Raw genomic sequence first — 17,059 nt, forward strand, 5'->3', positions numbered from 1 at the left:
ACCAGCCGAGAAAATGGCCGCACTGATAAACTCAACCGAAACATAAGAAGTGTTTCCACGACCACTAGAATCCGCCTTGCTTCAGCATAGCAAAGCCCCCCTCTCATATTGAGCTGTTCTTATGGGAAGCTTGGAGGGGGTATCGATTAACTAAAGTATAGCTCAAAATGCGCAATTTTAGTAATCATTTGCGCAAAATTTTGTTCACGGGCCACGCGTTTGGAAAACGCTGCGGTAGTCAATTAACAAGGAGTGGGGCACCGCTAAGAATCAAGGGCGCTTGTCAATAGTCGGTGTAAAACCTCTGAATCCAAAGTGCACAGAGGATCTGCAAAGCCCCCAATCGGCACTCAGCAATTTGGGAGCCTAGGAAGGCGGAAAGCCGGTGGCGAGAGGGGGCGTCGGCAAGCGCAGCTCTAGCAGTCGTAGTACATCTCAAATTCCTGCGGGGTAGGACGCAGGCGGACCGGGTTAATCTCGTTTTCGTACTTGTAGTTGATGTAGGTCTCGATGAGATCCTCGGTGAAGACATCGCCTTCGGTGAGGAAGTCCATGTCCTCCTGCAGGGCCTTGAGGGAAGCCTCGAGGGAGGTCGGTGCCTGCGGGATGGACTCAGCCTCTGCCGGCGGCAGCTCGTAGAGGTCCTTATCAACTGGAGCGTGCGGCTCAATGCGGTTCTTTACGCCGTCGATGCCGGCCATCATCATGGCGGCAAAGCCCAAGTAAGGGTTGCCGGATGGGTCCGGAGCGCGGAACTCGATGCGCTTGGCCTTCGGGTTGGAACCGGTAATCGGGATACGGATGGCGGCCGAGCGGTTGCGCTGGGAGTACACCAGGTTAATCGGGGCCTCGAAGCCCGGCACCAGGCGGTGGTAGGAGTTCAGCGTCGGGTTGGTGAACGCAAGAACGGCACCAGCGTGGTGGAGGATGCCACCGATGTAGTAGCGGGCGATATCGGAAAGGCCTGCGTAGCCAGCCTCGTCGTGGAAGAGAGGCTTGCCGTCCTTCCACAGGGACATGTGGGCGTGCATACCGGAACCATTATCGCCAGCCAGCGGCTTGGGCATGAAGGTTGCGGTCTTGCCCCACTGTGCCGCAGTCTGCTTAATCACGTACTTGAAGGTCTGGATGTCATCGCCCGCGTGCAACATGGAGTTAAAGCGGTAGTTGATCTCATTCTGGCCGGCACCGACCTCGTGGTGGAAGCGCTCGATTTGGAAGCCAACCTTTTGCAGGTTCTCTACCATGGCGTCGCGCACCTCACCGTGCTTGTCATACGGCGCGGTGGGGAAGTAGCCGCCCTTCAGGCGGGTCTTGTAGCCGGTGTTCGGGGTGCCGTCAAAGTTGGTTTCGTTATCGCGGTTCCACCAACCTTCATCGGAATCCACCTCGTAGAAGCCGTGCTGGACGTCGGTGCCAAAGCGCACGGAGTCAAAGAGGTAGAACTCGGCCTCAGCACCAAAGTTACAAGTATCGGCAATGCCGGTGGACTGCAGGTACTCTTCCGCCTTGCGCGCGATGTTGCGCGGGTCGCGGGAGAAAGGCTCAAAGGTAAATGGGTCGTGGACGAAGAACTTGATGTTCAGGGTCTTGGCCGTGCGGAACGGATCGATATGCGCAGTGGCTGGATCCGGCAGCAGGGTCATATCGGACTCATCGATGGTGGTGAATCCGCGGATAGAGGAGCCGTCGAAGGCAAGGCCATTTTCGGCATCTTCTACGGTGAACTCATCTGCTGGGATGGAAAAGTGGTGCTCGGTGCCCGGGACGTCCGTAAAGCGGATATCGACGAACTTTACGTCCTCGTCCTTAATAAATTGGACGATGTCCTGCACTGTCTCGAAAGACACGTTTGTCTCCTCGTTGTTGACCGGTGAATTGTCTCTCTATAGCCTACTAGGTTCCCACCGTTGGCATCGCGATTCCCCTCGTTTCACATCTCACTTTGTGCCCGCTAGATTGGTGAGCATGGCAGATAAGCGTACGTGGCTCGACGGGCCGAATATTCCGGGCGAATACGATGACATGGAAGGCCCTGGCCGCTGGCCGGGCGAAAAGCTCGGCCTTCCGGAGTCCGGGCCGGGATCACTGGCCCCCGTTGGCCGCCGTGCCGGCGCCGTGGCCATTGATTGGATCGTGTGCATGCTCATTGCCAACCTGATCCACATGTTCACGACGGAACTCGGCGGTGTGGCTTTCTTGGGCTACGCCCTGTGGGTCATCATGGGCATTGTGTGTGGCTGGCTCTTTGCCCGCACCCCCGGCATGCTGCTGCTGGGGATGGGCGTGGCGCGACTCGACGTCCCCGGTGCCCGCGTGGGCCTATGGCGCGCGGCGCTGCGCACGGTGCTCACCGGTGTGCTGTTCCCAGCGGCCATGGTTGATGCGGATGGACGCGGCATGCACGACCGCGCCACCGGCACCATCGTCATTCGCTCCTAAGGTGCCCGACTTTTCTGGGCATAAGAAAATCCCTGCTACGCCGTCGACGGTGTAGCAGGGATTAGCTTTAGGCGCTTATTTATTCTTCTTGCGCTGCTGGGCGCGGCGCATGCGGCGGTTCATGCCGGCCATGTTCTGCGCCTGGTGGGGCATCGGGCCCTTGGGCATGCCCGGGGTGGTACCCGGCATGGAATCCATGGCCTCGATGCGGCGGATGTTGTCGTAGGTTTCGTTCTTATTGAAGTTGCGCGGCAGCTTCATGACCTTATTGCGCAGCTTGGATACGGGAACCTCGTCCTCGCCGTTCCCCACGAAGATCTCGTAGATGGGAACGCCGCCGGCGATCTTGTCTACACGCTTCTTAAGCTGGTTCAAGGTGGGGCGTACGCGGTTCTTATTGCCCTCGCAAACGAAGATGACGCCGGCGTTGCCGATGACGCGGTGGATAAGATCCTGCTGGCGGGTGGCGGCCACACCGGTCTTTACGGACCACACGATGCCCACGGTATTGCGCAGCTGCTGTTCCAGCGCCCAGCCGGCAGCGCCCGGCTGGTCTTCCACGCGCTTGTACATATCGCGCTCAAGGCGGCGGGTAAAGAGGAACATGGCGAGCAGCGCGCCGATGCCCAAGCCGAGGATGAGCATGAACCACTGGCCGCTAAAAAGCAGGCCAATGAGGAAGAAGAGCAAGCCCATGCCCAGGAAGGCACCCAGCATGATGGGGATAAGCGCCTTATCCTGCTTGCGCTGCATATTGAATGCTTGCCACATCTGGGACCAGGTTTGCTTACGCTGCTGGCGCTTGGCCGCGCGTTCTTGCTTCTTTGCAGCCTTTAGTGCTGCCTTGTCATCTTTCGCCATGGCTCCTACTTTAAAGGTCAACGGGCATAAATGTTAAAACGGCCCACGCGAAAAGCGCAGGCCGTTATGAAAACGTTCGGTTTAGCGGATGGTGGCCGCCGCCGAATTCGCATTAGCCGGGGTCTTGGCCATGCGGGTGGTCACTGGAGTCTCTTCCGAGGGGCCGTACTTCTCCAGCAGGGTGGAGGCCTCTTGGGCGGTGGCACCCTGGGAGGTCTCGGCCAGGTGCTTGAGGTTTTCTGGAAGCTCGAAGCCGCGCTTTTCCATGGCCTGCACGTAGAGGCGGCCGGCGCGGTAGGACGAGCGCACCAGCGGGCCGGACATGACGCCGCCGAAGCCGAGCTCCTTGGCCAGCTTGGAGTGGGCGACGAATTCCTCTGGGCGCACCCAGCGCTCAATCGGGTGGAAGCGCGGGCCGGGGCGCAGGTACTGGGTGATGGTGATGATATCGCAGCCGGCAGAGCGCAGGTCACGCAATGCTTCCTCGACCTCATCCTCGGTCTCGCCCATGCCCAAAATCAGGTTGGACTTGGTAATCAGGCCATAGTCGTGGGCCTGGCGGATAACGTCCAGGGAGCGCTCGTAGCGGAAGGCCGGGCGGATGCGTTTAAAGATGCGCGGCACGGTCTCCAGGTTATGGGCGAAGACCTCCGGCTTGGCCTCGAAGACCTCTTCCAAAAGGTCCGGCTTGCCGGAGAAATCCGGGGTGAGGTTTTCCACGCCGGTATGCGGGTTAAGCTCGTGAATCTTGCGCACGACCTCGGCGTAGAGCCAAGCGCCTTCATCCGGGAGATCGTCGCGGGTAACTCCGGTAATGGTGGTGTAGTTAAGGTCCATTTCCCGGATATTTTCGGCCACGCGGCGCGGCTCATCGCGGTCGAGTTCTTCCGGCTTGCCGGTGGCAATATCGCAGAAGTCGCAGCGGCGGGTGCACTTATCGCCACCGATAAGGAACGTAGCCTCGCGGGATTCCCAGCACTCGTGGATATTCGGGCAGCCTGCCTCTTGGCACACGGTGTGCAGGGAGGCGCCGGCCACGCGGGACTTCATGTCCTCGTAGCCCGGGCCGGTGCGGACCTGGTTGCGAATCCAGCGTGGCTTTTGTTCGATGGGTGACTCTGCATTCTTCTTTTCAATGCGGAGCATCTTGCGTCCTTCAGGCTTTACAGTCACAAAAACTCACTTTATCGGTTGATGGTGGTGATGGCTAATAGCTCTTCTAGGTATAAGTCGCCAGGGTCACATCCTATTCCGCGCCAGCCCCGAACGAGGGCTAGTGCCGCGCTTGCCGACGCCTCTCCCGTGCCCTTTCATTGGCCAGCTTCGTGGGATCCGGGGCTGAGCCGAAGGTGTGGTCGGCAACGATGAGGCGGCCCGAGAGGGCGTCGTCCAGCGCTTGCAACAGCGGCTGGGTGGCGTCCTCGAGGCTGACTTGGTGGCCCAGTTCTAAGGACAGAGTGGTCACGTCGGCGTCGTCGATGCCGCAGGCCACGATGTGGTCGTAGTATTCCAGCGTATTGCAGCAATTGAGCGCCAAGCCGTGCATGGTCACCCCGCGGGTAATGCGGATGCCCAGCGCGGCAATCTTGCGGTCGCGCTTCGGGGCAGCCGGATCCTTGGCCTGGGTGGTGGAGGGTACCCAAACACCCGAGCGGCCGTCGATGCGCCCAGCGGTGGTCACCCCCATCTGGCGAACCGTCTGGATGGTGGCTTCCTCCAAGCGGCGGACATAGTCGACGACGTCGACAGGCTCTGCCAGCTTGATAATGGGGTAGATGACCAACTGGCCCTCGCCATGCCAGGTAATGCGCCCGCCGCGGTCCACGGTGATAACGGGCAGGCCATTATCCGGCATATCCTCTGGCTGGGTGCGCTTGCCGGCGGTATAGATATTGGGATGCTCGACCACGAGCACCACGTCGCCCTGCTCGCCCTTGGCGCGGGCGGCCGCTACCTCGGCCTGGTAATCCCACGCCTCCTGGTAGTCCATCCGGCCCAGGAAACGGACCTCTAGTGGCTTATCGGAGGCGCGGATGGAGCGCTCGGCGGGGAAGAAAGGATCGCGTGGTGCAGTCATAGCCTCAAAGTTTCCTCTGGTGCGGTGGGCAAAGCAAAGCGGGAGGATGCGCGTGGCACACCCTCCCGCGTGGAGCCGAATTAGTCTAGGCCGTTAGCGGATGCGTAGGCGGCGGCATCCATGAGCTCGCCGGTCTCATCTACCTCGACCTCGAAGAGCCAGCCCTCCCCAAACGGATCGTTGTTGATGACGGCGTAGTCATCGTGCACGGCCTCGTTGACGGCCTTGACGGTGCCGGTGACAGGGGAGTAGAGGTCAGAGACGGACTTGGTGGATTCGACTTCGCCGCAGGACTCGCCGGCGGTGACGGTATCGCCCACCTCCGGTAGCTCGGCAAAGACAACCTCGCCCAGGCGATCGGCAGCGACGGAGGTAATGCCGATGCGCACGGTAGCGCCTGCGACGGCGTCAGCGGTGGCGTTGACCCACTCGTGGTCTTCGGAGTAGGAGAAATCTTGTGGAAGGGCAGCCATGGTGATGTAGTCCTTTCGGGCTGGTTGAGAAAGTGTTTACTTATCGCGCTTGTAGAACGGCAACGCGGTTACTTCAAAAGGATAGCGCTTGCCGCGGATCTCTACCTCGACTTCGGCGCCGGGCTCGAGTTCAGCGCTGGTTTCCAGCAGCGCGATGGCCACTGGGTGTCCCAGGGTGGGGGAAGGCTGGCCGGAGGTGACCGTTCCGACCTTCTTGTCTCCCACGAATACTTCGGCTCCGGCGCGCGCGGCGCGGCGCTGCGTGGAGGTGAGACCGGTGATAGCCACCTGTGGGCCTTCGGCGGCGCGCTGGCGGATGACCTCGGCGCCGATGAAATCGGCCTCCTTCTTGGCAAAGGCACGCGCCATGCCCGCCTCTACTGGGGTGATATCGCGAGAGAGCTCGTTGCCGTACAGCGGCATGCCGGCCTCGAGGCGCAGGGAATCGCGGGCGGCAAGACCGCACGGCTTGAGGTCGTATTCCGCGCCGGCCTTGAGCAGTTCTTCCCACAGCTGTGGGGCATCGGAGTTATACACGATGAGCTCGAAGCCATCCTCACCGGTGTAGCCGGTGCGCGCGATAATGGCGAAGGTGCGCGCTACCTTGCCCATGGTGGCAGCGTAGTAGCCGAGGTTATATACCTCGTCCTGCTTATTGTCTTCTACCAGCGGGACGAGGATTTCTGCGGCCTTAGGGCCCTGGACGGCGATCATGGCGACGTCACGGGACTCGTTCTTCAGGGAAACATCGAAGCCCTCGGCGCGCTTATTGAGCTCGTCCCACACGGTATCGGCGTTGCCGGCATTCGGGACGACGAGGAATTTGTCCTCTTCAAAGCGGTAGGTAATCAGGTCATCGATGATGCCGCCGTCTTCAGCGGTAATCATGGAGTACTTGGCCTTGCCCACCTTGAGGGGCTCGAAGTTGGAGATGAAGGCATAGGACAAGAACTTGCCGGCGTCCGAGCCGTTGACCCAGATTTCGCCCATGTGGGAAAGGTCAAAGAGGCCAGCGGTGCTACGCACCGCGCGGTGCTCATCCAGCTCATTCTGGTATTTCAAGGGCATGTTCCACGGGCCGAAGGCCGTGAAAGTGGCGCCGAGCTTGTCGTGCTCGGCATGAAGCGGGGAGGTGAGTAGTTCAGTCATGGTTACTCCTCAGAATCGTCGATGTCGAAAGCTTCTGGTGGTGGGCAGCTACAGACCAGGTTGCGGTCGCCGTAGGCCTCGTCGATGCGGCGCACAGGCGGGAAGTACTTGTAGCTGTGGCGCAGGGATTTCACGGGCCACGCTGCCTTTTCGCGGCTGAAGGCGAACTCCCACGCATCGGCACCGACGGACTCCGCGGTAAATGGTGCGTGGTGGATAACGGAGCCTTCGTAGGACACCTCGCCGTCGATGATCTCTTGGATCTCGGCGCGAATGGTGCGCATAGCCTCGATGAAGCGGTCCAGCTCGGTCAAGTCTTCAGACTCGGTGGGCTCGACCATGAGGGTTCCGGCCACCGGGAAGGCGAGGGTCGGGGCATGGAAACCAAAGTCCACGAGACGCTTGGCTACGTCGGCTGCGGTGACCCCGGAGGCGTCGGTAAGCGCTCGCAGATCCAGGATGCATTCGTGCGCCACCAAGCCAGCGTTGCCGGTGTAGAGCACAGGGAAGGAATCTTCCAAGGACTTGGCCAGGTAGTTCGCGCCCAAAATGGCGTGGGCGGAGGCCTGGGCCAGTCCCTGCGCACCGGTCATAGCGAGGTACGCCCAGGAAATCGGCAGCACACCAGCCGAGCCGTACTTGGTATTGGTAATCGGCACGCCCTGGCCTACCGGGGTAGCTGTGGTGGCATCCAGCTGCGGATCCGCGGCGTTGGTGGGCAGGAAGGGGATGAGGTGCTCGGCCACGGCAACTGGACCCACGCCCGGGCCACCACCGCCATGCGGAATGGTAAAGGTCTTGTGCAGGTTGAGGTGGGAAACATCGCCGCCGAACTGGCCTGGGCGGGCCCAGCCGGTCAGCGCGTTCATATTCGCACCGTCGATGTAGACCTGGCCGCCCACTGCGTGGACCTTATCGCATACGTCGCGAACCTCGGGGTCAAAGACGCCGTGGGTGGACGGGTAGGTCACCATAATGCCGGCAATGTGGTTGCCGTGCTTGGCAATCTTCTCATCCAAATCCGCAAGGTCAATAGAGCCGTCCTCCGCGGTCTTCACCACAACAACGCGCAGGTTAGCCAGCGTTGCCGAAGCCGCATTGGTACCGTGCGCGGAAGCTGGGATGAGCACTACATCGCGCTCGTTATCGCCATTGGCCACGTGGTAGCGGCGGATGGCCAATAGACCCGCCAGCTCGCCCTGGGAGCCGGCATTGGGCTGGATGGAGACCTTGGCGTAGCCGGTGACCTCGGCCAGCCAGCCCTCAATCTCTTCCACCAATGCGCGCCAGCCGGCGGTCGTTTCCTCTGGTGCGTAGGGGTGGATGCCCGCAAACTCCGGCCAGGAGATGGGTTCCATGGCGGCGGTGGGGTTGAGCTTCATCGTGCAGGAGCCCAGCGGAATCATGGTGCGGTCGAGCGCCAGGTCCTTATCGGCCAGCTTGCGCAGGTAGCGCAGCATCTGGGTCTCGGAGTGGATGCGATTGAAGATTTCGTGCTGCAGTGGCTCCTCGCCGCGCTGTAGGTTCTCCGGCAGAGCAAAGTCGGCCTCAACGGCATTGGCGCCGAAGGCCTGGGCGAGCTTGGCGACGTCCTCCTTGGTCGCCGACTCACCAAAGGACACCGATACCTTTTCCTCGCCGATGGTGCGCACGAGGTAGCCCTCCTTCTGGAGGTCAGCCTTGATGGTGGCGGCGTCTACGCCGGCGACGGTAACGGTATCGAAGAAGTCCTCGGACACGAGTTGCTTTCCAGCATTCTTAACGGCCTGCGCAAAGGAGGAAGCGAGCGCGTGGACGCGCTGGGCAATGGACTTGAGACCTTGCGGGCCGTGGTAGACGGCGTACATGGAGGCGACATTGGCCAGCAGCGCCTGCGCAGTACAAATATTGGAGGTAGCGCGTTCACGGCGAATGTGCTGCTCGCGGGTCTGCAGCGCTAGGCGGTAAGCGGGGCGACCATCCGCGTCCTTGGACACGCCTACGATGCGGCCAGGCATCTGGCGCTTCAGCTTTTCCGTGACTGCCATGTACGCAGCGTGCGGGCCGCCGAAGAAGAGCGGAACGCCAAAGCGCTGGGAAGAACCGAGCACAATATCGGCGCCCAGCGAGCCAGGTTCCTCCAGCAGGAGCAGCGAAAGCGGGTCGGTGGCCACGGTAGCCAGAGCGCCGCGGGTGTGCAGCTCCTCGATGATGGTGGAGGGATCAAAGATATCGCCCTCGGTACCGGTGTAGGCGATTACTGCGCCGATGAGATCCTCGCCCACGAGGCCTTCGCGCAGGTCTACGATTTCTACCTCGAGGTCAATCGCGCGGGCGCGCTCCGCGGCCACGGTAAGCACCTGCGGGTGCAGGCGAGAATCCAGCACCACGCGGCGACCCTTCTTTACCGCGCGGGACATAAGTCCCACGGCTTCCGCGGTGGCGGAGGCCTCATCCAGCAAGGATGCATTGGCGATGGGCAGACCGGTCAGGGACTCAATCATGGTCTGGAAGTTCAACAGCGCTTCAAGACGACCCTGGGAGATCTCTGGCTGATACGGGGTATAGGCGGTGTACCATCCCGCATCTTCCAATAAACCGCGGCGGATGACCGCGGGGGTGAGGGTGTCAGAAAAGCCTTGTCCGTAGAAGGACTTCAGCACGGTGTTCTGGTTGGCGTATTCCCGCAATGTAGCCTGTGCCTCATCTTCCGAGAGTGCCTCAGGAAGCTGAGGCAGTTCTGCGGCGCGGATCTTTGACGGAATGGCGGCATCGACCAGCGCGTCCACGCTGTCGTAGCCTACCTTCGCAAGCATGGTGGCCTGCTCCGCAGAATCCGGCCCTAGGTGGCGGGAGATGAATTCCATGTCAGTGAGACTCCTTAATGGGGGACAATGGCTGTAACCGCCCCAATTATATGTTTAGCAATGGGTGAACCGATCCCCCTTTGGAAACTTTTATGCAGCGCGTCACTGTATAGAACTGCGCCCAGTGCGCTCACCATGGGCTTAGGGGCAAGGCACCCTCAACACCTCGAATAAAAGGGGATGGATTAGTCCGGTGATTGTGGATCCATCACCCCCACTTAGCACCCCAGACATAGCTAAAGCCTCTTAGCCCGCAGTGGGGCTAAGAGGCTTTAAGCGGCGATAGAACCTTTAGACTTCGAGGTCTGCTTGGAAGTCTGCGGTCTGCAGGCGATCCTTGATGGTGGTGATGAAGCGGCCTGCGTCCGCACCGTCAACTACCTGGTGGTCGTAGGTGAATGGCAGGTAGCACATCTGGCGGATGGCGATGGCGTCCTGGCCGTTCTCGTTGACAACAACCGGGCGCTTTTCGATAGCCGCGGTGCCCAGGATGCCGGCCTGTGGCGGAACCAAGATCGGGGTATCGAGCATGGCGCCCTCGGAACCGATGTTGGTCACGGTGAAGGTAGCACCGGTGAGATCGTTCGGCTTCAGCTTGTTATTGCGGGCCTTATCAGCCAGCTCTGCAATCTGCTGAGCGATCTGCGGCAGGGTCATGTCCTGCGCCTTGTGGATAACCGGGGTGAGCAGGCCCTTCGGGGTGTCAACGGCGATAGCGATGTTGACGTCCGAGTGGTAGGTCATCTCCTTGGTCTCTGGGGTATAAGACGCATTGACGTTCGGGTGGGAGACCAGAGCCTCGGCGGTAGCCTTCACGATGAATGGCAGGAAGGACAGGTTGGCACCGTGCTTGTCGATGAACGCCTGCTTGTTCTTCTTGCGCATATCCCAGATGGCAGTCATGTCGACTTCCTGGACGTGGGTAAGCTGCGCGGAAATCTGCAGCGCCTCGACCATCTTGGCGGCGGTGATTTCGCGGATGCGGTTGACCTTCTGGGTGGTGCCGATGAGCTCCTGCTTGGCCGGATCCACGGACTTGGTGGACCAACGTGCGCGTGGGGAGTTATCGGACTGTGCGCCAGACTTGGCAGGTGCATCGCCCTCGCCAGCAGCGGCGAGCACGTCCTGCTTGCGGATGCGACCGCCCACGCCGGTGCCCTCAACGGTGTTGAGGTCTACGCCGTGCTTTTCAGCCAGCTTGCGTACCAGTGGGGTGACATAAGGAACGTTGTCGCCATTGTTGACCTTGGCAGAGGTGTTCAGGGAGGAATCCTGCTTGGATTCCTTCTTTTCCTCAGCCTTCGGTTCTGGCTTCTTCTCTTCCTTTTCTTCGGCCTTTGGCTCTTCCTTCTTTTCTTCCTGTGGCTCTGGCTTGGCCTCGGAGGAGGATGCGGTGGCGTTTTCGTCGCCGATGCGGGCGATGACTTCGCCGACCTCGATGGTGTCGTCCTCGTCTGCGAGGATTTCTACCAGGGTGCCTGCTACTGGGGAAGGAATTTCGGTGTCGACCTTGTCGGTGGAGACCTCGAGCAGTGGCTCGTCTACCTCGACGGTGTCGCCAACGGACTTGAGCCACTGGGTGATGGTGCCTTCGGTGACGGACTCGCCGAGTTCTGGCATTTCCACGTCGGCTGCGTCACCGGAGCCGCCGTTGGAGGAGTCAGCCTTTGGCTCTTCCTTTTCTTCGGCCTTTGGCTCTTCCTTCTTTTCTTCCTGTGGCTCTGGCTTGGCCTCGGAGGAGGATGCGGTGGCGTTTTCGTCGCCGATGCGGGCGATGACTTCGCCGACCTCGATGGTGTCGTCCTCGTCGGCGAGGATTTCTACCAGGGTGCCTGCTACTGGGGAAGGAATTTCGGTGTCGACCTTGTCGGTGGAGACCTCGAGCAGTGGCTCGTCTACCTCGACGGTGTCGCCTACGGACTTCAGCCACTGCGTGATGGTGCCCTCGGTGACGGATTCGCCGAGTTCTGGCATTTCCACGTCGGCTGCGTCGCCGGAGCCGCCGTTGGAGGAGTCAGCCTTTGGCTCTTCCTTCTTTTCTTCTGCCTCTTCCTCGCCCTTGTCAGCGGAGGAGTCGTTGGATGCGGAGCCTGCCTCATCCTCGTCACCGATGATGGCGATGACCTCGCCGACCTCGATGGTGTCATCCTCGTCAGCCTTAATTTCAATAATGGTGCCGGCTACGGGGGAGGGGATTTCGGTATCGACCTTGTCAGTGGAGACCTCGAGCAATGGTTCGTCGACCTCGACGGTGTCGCCTACGGACTTGAGCCACTGCGTGATGGTGCCTTCGGTTACGGATTCGCCCAGCTCGGGCATCTCAACGGAGTTCGCCATGAGTTATAAGACTCCTCGAAAGTTGGAAGTGTTCTATCGCTACCCGACAATCTTACAGCGTGATGCTCACCCTCGTGCAGATGTGGGGTGAGTAACTACCCTCCTTCCGGGTAAGCTAGGGAATTATGTTCAACCCTTTCCGCCGCAACAAGTCCAGATCGTCACTGCGACCACCCCGCGGACCGGGGGAGACCATCCGCCCGGAAGACGCGCAGGATCTGCAACAATGGGCCGCCGGAAAGGTATATGTAGAGGCCTTTGTGGAACCGGAAACTGTAGTCAATGAGATGTCCGTTGTCGTTGTGGATGAACACGGCGATTTTATCCGGCGCCGTATTGGCGGGCCGAAAGGAATTGATGCGGTGGCCAAACTTTTGAGCTGCGATATTTATGACGTGGAAGAAACCGGCTATCCGCAGCGCATGCGCGATCGCATGGAAAGGCAGCGCATCTTGCGCAAAAGGGAAGAACAAAGGCAACGCCGCGCCCGATTTGAGCGCGGCGAAAATCCCGATACAGGGCGAGAGCTAAGCTAGGTCAGCATCCTCGCGTAAATAAATTTGAGACCCGTTGCGGCGGAATTCGGCGGATTTTTCCTGCATACCTTCCTGTGGTGCTGGGCCGTGGGCTGCCGCACGGACCTGGTCGCCCAGCGTCGGCATGCCCAGCTCGGCCATTTGCCCGCCGAACATCTCGCGGATGTCTTGGCTAATGCGCATGGAGCAGAACTTCGGCCCACACATGGAACAAAAGTGTGCGGTCTTTGCTGGCTCAGCAGGCAACGTTTCATCGTGATAGGCCTGCGCGGTCTCTGGGTCGAGGGAGAGCGCAAATTGGTCATTCCAGCGAAATTCAAAGCGGGCCTTGCTCATGGCATCGTCCCAAGCGCGGGCGCCTGGATGTCCCTTGGCCACGTCCGCTGAATGCGCCGCAATCTTATAGGTAATGACGCCAGTTTTTACATCATCGCGGTTGGGCAGTCCCAAGTGCTCCTTCGGCGTGACATAGCACAACATGGCTGTACCACCCATTGCGATATGGGCGGCACCGATGGCGGAAGTGATGTGATCATAGCCAGGGGCGATATCGGTAACTAGAGGGCCGAGGGTATAGAAGGGGGCATCTGAAGCCCAGTCCTGTTCGAGTTCGTTGTTTTCTTGAATCATGTTGAGAGGCACGTGTCCGGGGCCTTCCACCATGACTTGGACGTCATACTCCCAGGCGCGGCGGGTAAGTTCGCCGATAGTCTTTAGCTCTGCAAATTGGGCGGCGTCGTTAGCATCGGCAAGGCTGCCGGGGCGCAGGCCGTCGCCAAGCGAAAATGCAACATCGTATTGAGCGAAAATCTCGCATAGCTCATCGAAGTGCTCGTACAGAAATGACTCTTTGTGGTGAGCAAGGCACCATCCCGCCATGATGGAGCCACCACGGCTGACAATGCCGGTCACGCGATTGCTTGCTAGCGGTACATACGCCAAGAGCACACCGGCGTGAATGGTCATATAGTCCACACCCTGTTCGCATTGCTCGATGACGGTATCGCGGAAGATTTCCCAGGTCAGATCCTCTGCCACGCCATTGACCTTTTCCAATGCTTGGTAAATGGGCACGGTGCCAATGGGAACTGGGGAATTGCGGAGGATCCACTCGCGGGTGGTGTGGATATCGTCACCAGTGGAAAGATCCATCACGGTGTCCGCGCCCCACTGGGTAGCCCAGCGCAGTTTGGACACTTCTTCCTCGATGGAGGAGGTAACCGCGGAGTTACCAATATTGGCGTTGATTTTGGTGAGAAATTTTCGCCCAATGATCATGGGCTCAGACTCGGGGTGGTTGACATTATTAGGGATAATGGCGCGGCCGCGAGCTACCTCAGCGCGAACGAATTCCGGATCGCAGTGCTCACGCAGTGCTACGAATTCCATTTCGCGGGTGATGATTCCTTGGCGAGCGTAGTGCATTTGAGTTACGCGGCGCCCGGGCTGAGCCTTAAGCGGCGGGCGCTTAGAGCCTTTCCACTCTTGGGAAGACGCCCCGCGGCGCTGTGCGGCACGTCCATCGTCAGCCAGCTCGCGGCCGCGACCGGCGTACTCTTTGGTATCTCCGCGCTCGCTAATCCACTCGCTGCGCAGGGCCGGTAGCCCCACTTCAGGTGCGCATTCTGGCCCACGCGTGCGGTAGACGCGGAAGGGCTCATTGGGGCCTTGTGGGGAATCATCCAGTTGGATTTCGGTCTCTGGAACTTCTAGACCGTCGTGGTGAATGGGGGAATAGGAATGCTTAGGGTGGTTTTCTGGGGCAGCCGTCATGGCAAGCGCTCCTCTCTTCCTTCGTAGGTATTAACCAAACAGGTTCGAACGGTCTATGCGCAGCTTTAGCGCACTCTCAGCCCGTGCTCGGGCACCCGTGGGGACGCAGATCACCCTATAACAATCGTCTCGCATAGCGCAGAGCTTTCGCCATTTGGGTGGAGACGTATTTGTCGAGGTGAGGTAGTAGGAGCCTTGGTGGCACAATTCAACAGGAAACTTTCAGGTACCTGACACCCGGATCCAATATCGGCATTCCATACTTAATTCATGCGTTTGAGAGAGCGCATGCGAGAGAGATAGAGAGAACCCCTCCTGTTTCCAGAGGGCGGCTGCATTAGCCGATACATGGAAACACCTTGTAGAGAGACGCCAGCGGCCCTCGGACCAGATTCGGTTCGAGGGCCGTAGGCGTCTTCATGTGTTTAGCAGATGGTGGCGCCGGCAGCGGCTAACTCTTGCAACGCGGCTTCGCCGCGTGCTTCGTCCACTGGGGAGCAATACTCACGCAGTACTCGGACGGTAAAGCCCTCTTTAAGGGCGTCGGCAGCCGTGGCACGCACGCAGTGATCGGTGGCAATGCCCACGATATCCACGGCGTCTATGTGGCGCTCGCGCAACCAGTCGGCGAGCAAGGTGCCGTTCGCAGCGCCCTCGAATCCGGAATAGGCGGCGGTGTATTCGCCCTTGCGGAAGTAGGCTTGCGCCGGCCCGATGGCCTCATGCATGGCTGCCCCGTGGGACTCGGCTACGCAGTGCACCGGCCAAGAATCGACAAAATCCGGGTCCGTAGAAAAGTGAGAACCCGGATCGATGTGCCAATCCTGCGTGGCTACGACGGTTTCGTAATCCCGTTGCAGGGTAGCGATTTTTACAGCGACCTCGTTGCCCCGCTCGGTGCCTAAGGCGCCGCCGGGGCAGAAGTCATGTTGCACGTCAACGATGATTAAAGCAGGCTTCATGCTTCTAGGATTCTAAACGCACTAAGCCTGTTGTGGTGCTACTTTAATTCAGCAATCTCGCGCAAGGCGGCAACCACCGTGCGGGTGGGCACGCCGGTGCCCATCTTTGGGGTGTATCCATAAGCGCCCGTGGTGTTGAAGGAAGGGCCAGCCACATCGATATGGGCCCATTCGATTCCCTCGCCCACGAAGTGCTGGAGGTAGGTGCCGGCGTATTCCATGCCGCCCTCACGCTTGGCGTTGATATTGCGGATATCGGCGCTGGCAGATTTCACTGATTCTTCGTGTTCTTCCAGGAGCGGCATGGCCCAAGCCTTCTCGCCCACCTCGCGGCCGATCTCGGCCATGCGATCGCGGAATTCTTCCGAGCCCATCACGCCGGCGGTGCGCTCACCCAGGGCGACCATCTGGGCGCCGGTCAAGGTCGCGGTTTCGATGAGGAAATCGGGGTTGTCCTCGCTGGCGCGCGCAATGGCGTCGGCAAGCACGAGGCGTCCCTCCGCGTCAGTGTTGAGAACCTCGGAGGTAATGCCGCCGTAGTGGGTGATGACGTCACCCGGGCGGGTAGCATCGCTGCCCGGCATGTTTTCCGCCAGTGGCAGGGTAGCGGTGATGCCCACCTTCAGGTTCAGCTTTGCTGCGGCGATGATGGCTGCGGCCATTGCAGCGGAACCGCCCATGTCAGAAATCATGTCCCACATCTTGGCGCCCGGCTTCAGGGAAATTCCGCCGGTATCAAAGGTAATGCCCTTGCCCACCAAAGCGACGTGTCGCTTGGCTTTCTTCGGCTTCCAGCTCAAGCGGACCAAGCGCGGCGGGCGGGCGGATCCGCGGCCGACGGCCATGATGCCACCAAAGCCCTGCTTTTCCAGCGCCTTTTCATCCAAGACCTCTACCTCAAGGCCGGCCTCTGCCGCTTGGGCAGACAGGAACGCCGCGTAGGTTTCTGGATAGAGCAGATTGGAAGGGGTATTGACGAGGTCGCGGGCGATGAGGACGGACTCGGCGGTAATTTTGGCGCTGTCGAACTCCTTTTGAGCGGACTTCTCCGCCACCACGGTGTAGGTGGTGGTCTCCGTTGCCGACTCGGAGCGCAGGCCAGAATACTTATAGCCGCCGAGGATAAGGCCTTCTACCACTGGGGTGATTCCAAAATCGCCCAGGGAGGTGGCTACGGCCCCCACCTTGGTGATAGAGCGGGCGGCTTGGCCGGCAGCGCGGCGCAGCGTCTCATCGTCAACTTCTTCCGCATCGCCCAAGCCAACGGCGATGATGGATGCTACGCCCGCCTTGGATGGGGCCGGCACGCGCGTGACCTCACCGGCCTTGCCAGAGGCCCCTACGGCCACCAGTGCTTCATAAGTGGAGCGCAGCGCCGCGCCCCCAAGCAGATCGGTGCCTGGCAGCTCTAGGCCGCCTTCGCCCTCGAAAGCGGCGATAAGTAGAGCTTCCGCCTTCTTAGGAACCTTCTTTCCCAGCTTTACCTGGGGAAAGTGGCCGCGTGCTGGTAGATCGGACTGTGCCATTTGTCTCCTCCTTTGTGGAAAGGCTTATCAATCTTCCCACCACTGTACCGCGCGGCGATGAACTTATTCCTGCCTCG

At 60.2% G+C, this 17,059-nt stretch carries 13 protein-coding genes and 1 riboswitch; of the genes, 2 read left to right on the plus strand and 11 right to left on the minus strand.

What is annotated here, in order from left to right:
- Positions 1 to 416: 416 nt before the first annotated feature.
- Positions 417 to 1,850, minus strand: a complete 1,434-nt coding sequence (gene glnA / locus QP324_RS04850) for a type I glutamate--ammonia ligase (protein ID WP_284791523.1) — start codon at positions 1,848 to 1,850, stop codon at positions 417 to 419.
- A gap of 118 nt (positions 1,851 to 1,968) precedes the next feature.
- Between glnA and QP324_RS04855 the strand changes: the two genes are divergently transcribed.
- Positions 1,969 to 2,442 carry an RDD family protein gene (locus QP324_RS04855; protein ID WP_049377713.1) on the plus strand — a complete coding sequence of 158 codons (474 nt, stop codon included), beginning with the start codon at positions 1,969 to 1,971 and terminating at the stop codon, positions 2,440 to 2,442.
- A gap of 75 nt (positions 2,443 to 2,517) precedes the next feature.
- On the opposite strand, the gene QP324_RS04860 is transcribed toward QP324_RS04855, so the two are convergent.
- The 7 genes from QP324_RS04860 to sucB all read right to left on the minus strand — a co-directional run bounded on the left by QP324_RS04860 (position 2,518) and on the right by sucB (position 12,185).
- Positions 2,518 to 3,303: a DUF4191 domain-containing protein gene (locus tag QP324_RS04860; RefSeq protein WP_239273549.1), complete on the minus strand. Its 786-nt coding sequence runs from the start codon at positions 3,301 to 3,303 to the stop codon at positions 2,518 to 2,520.
- Positions 3,304 to 3,384: 81 nt separating this feature from the next.
- Positions 3,385 to 4,449: a lipoyl synthase gene (gene lipA, locus QP324_RS04865; protein ID WP_005327094.1), complete on the minus strand. Its 1,065-nt coding sequence runs from the start codon at positions 4,447 to 4,449 to the stop codon at positions 3,385 to 3,387.
- Positions 4,450 to 4,576: 127 nt separating this feature from the next.
- Positions 4,577 to 5,380: a lipoyl(octanoyl) transferase LipB gene (gene lipB, locus QP324_RS04870; RefSeq protein ID WP_284768483.1), complete on the minus strand. Its 804-nt coding sequence runs from the start codon at positions 5,378 to 5,380 to the stop codon at positions 4,577 to 4,579.
- 80 nt (positions 5,381 to 5,460) lie between these two features.
- Positions 5,461 to 5,853, minus strand: a complete 393-nt coding sequence (gcvH, locus tag QP324_RS04875; RefSeq protein WP_284814810.1) for a glycine cleavage system protein GcvH — start codon at positions 5,851 to 5,853, stop codon at positions 5,461 to 5,463.
- 36 nt (positions 5,854 to 5,889) lie between these two features.
- Entirely contained in the window at positions 5,890 to 7,002 is a 1,113-nt protein-coding gene (gene gcvT / locus QP324_RS04880) for a glycine cleavage system aminomethyltransferase GcvT (protein WP_284814813.1), read from the minus strand.
- A gap of 2 nt (positions 7,003 to 7,004) precedes the next feature.
- Complete coding sequence (gcvP, locus tag QP324_RS04885) at positions 7,005 to 9,848, minus strand: aminomethyl-transferring glycine dehydrogenase (protein WP_284814815.1); 2,844 nt, start codon at positions 9,846 to 9,848, stop codon at positions 7,005 to 7,007.
- Between the two features lie 291 nt (positions 9,849 to 10,139).
- Positions 10,140 to 12,185 (minus strand): 2-oxoglutarate dehydrogenase, E2 component, dihydrolipoamide succinyltransferase, encoded by a 2,046-nt coding sequence (gene sucB, locus QP324_RS04890; RefSeq protein WP_284814817.1) that lies wholly within the window; start codon positions 12,183 to 12,185, stop codon positions 10,140 to 10,142.
- A 125-nt stretch (positions 12,186 to 12,310) separates the two neighbouring features.
- Between sucB and QP324_RS04895 the strand changes: the two genes are divergently transcribed.
- Positions 12,311 to 12,721, plus strand: a complete 411-nt coding sequence (locus tag QP324_RS04895) for an oxidoreductase (RefSeq protein WP_225746692.1) — start codon at positions 12,311 to 12,313, stop codon at positions 12,719 to 12,721.
- Here QP324_RS04895 and thiC read toward each other — a convergent pair.
- The 3 genes from thiC to QP324_RS04910 all read right to left on the minus strand — a co-directional run bounded on the left by thiC (position 12,713) and on the right by QP324_RS04910 (position 16,982).
- Positions 12,713 to 14,494, minus strand: coding sequence for a phosphomethylpyrimidine synthase ThiC (thiC, locus tag QP324_RS04900; protein WP_225746693.1), 1,782 nt, complete (start codon positions 14,492 to 14,494; stop codon positions 12,713 to 12,715). The genes QP324_RS04895 and thiC overlap by 9 nt on opposite strands.
- Positions 14,493 to 14,603: riboswitch (TPP riboswitch) on the minus strand. (Overlaps the previous gene by 2 nt.)
- Positions 14,604 to 14,919: 316 nt before the next feature.
- Positions 14,920 to 15,456: an isochorismatase family protein gene (locus QP324_RS04905; protein WP_239278976.1), complete on the minus strand. Its 537-nt coding sequence runs from the start codon at positions 15,454 to 15,456 to the stop codon at positions 14,920 to 14,922.
- Between the two features lie 38 nt (positions 15,457 to 15,494).
- Entirely contained in the window at positions 15,495 to 16,982 is a 1,488-nt protein-coding gene (locus QP324_RS04910) for a leucyl aminopeptidase (protein ID WP_239278975.1), read from the minus strand.
- Between the last annotated feature and the right edge of the window lie 77 nt (positions 16,983 to 17,059).

It is taken from the genome of Corynebacterium sp. UMB0012 (assembly GCF_030216265.1).
Lineage (GTDB): Bacteria > Actinomycetota > Actinomycetes > Mycobacteriales > Mycobacteriaceae > Corynebacterium.

Excerpts from the sequence above, each read along its gene's own strand:
- QP324_RS04855 (WP_049377713.1), top strand. The coding sequence starts at position 1,969 with ATGGCAGATAAGCGTACGTGGCTCGACGGGCCGAATATTCCGGGCGAA.
- QP324_RS04860 (WP_239273549.1), bottom strand. The coding sequence starts at position 3,303 with ATGGCGAAAGATGACAAGGCAGCACTAAAGGCTGCAAAGAAGCAAGAA.
- lipA (WP_005327094.1), bottom strand. The coding sequence starts at position 4,449 with ATGCTCCGCATTGAAAAGAAGAATGCAGAGTCACCCATCGAACAAAAG.
- lipB (WP_284768483.1), bottom strand. The coding sequence starts at position 5,380 with ATGACTGCACCACGCGATCCTTTCTTCCCCGCCGAGCGCTCCATCCGC.
- gcvH (WP_284814810.1), bottom strand. The coding sequence starts at position 5,853 with ATGGCTGCCCTTCCACAAGATTTCTCCTACTCCGAAGACCACGAGTGG.
- gcvT (WP_284814813.1), bottom strand. The coding sequence starts at position 7,002 with ATGACTGAACTACTCACCTCCCCGCTTCATGCCGAGCACGACAAGCTC.
- gcvP (WP_284814815.1), bottom strand. The coding sequence starts at position 9,848 with ATGGAATTCATCTCCCGCCACCTAGGGCCGGATTCTGCGGAGCAGGCC.
- sucB (WP_284814817.1), bottom strand. The coding sequence starts at position 12,185 with ATGGCGAACTCCGTTGAGATGCCCGAGCTGGGCGAATCCGTAACCGAA.
- QP324_RS04895 (WP_225746692.1), top strand. The coding sequence starts at position 12,311 with ATGTTCAACCCTTTCCGCCGCAACAAGTCCAGATCGTCACTGCGACCA.
- thiC (WP_225746693.1), bottom strand. The coding sequence starts at position 14,494 with ATGACGGCTGCCCCAGAAAACCACCCTAAGCATTCCTATTCCCCCATT.
- QP324_RS04905 (WP_239278976.1), bottom strand. The coding sequence starts at position 15,456 with ATGAAGCCTGCTTTAATCATCGTTGACGTGCAACATGACTTCTGCCCC.
- QP324_RS04910 (WP_239278975.1), bottom strand. The coding sequence starts at position 16,982 with ATGGCACAGTCCGATCTACCAGCACGCGGCCACTTTCCCCAGGTAAAG.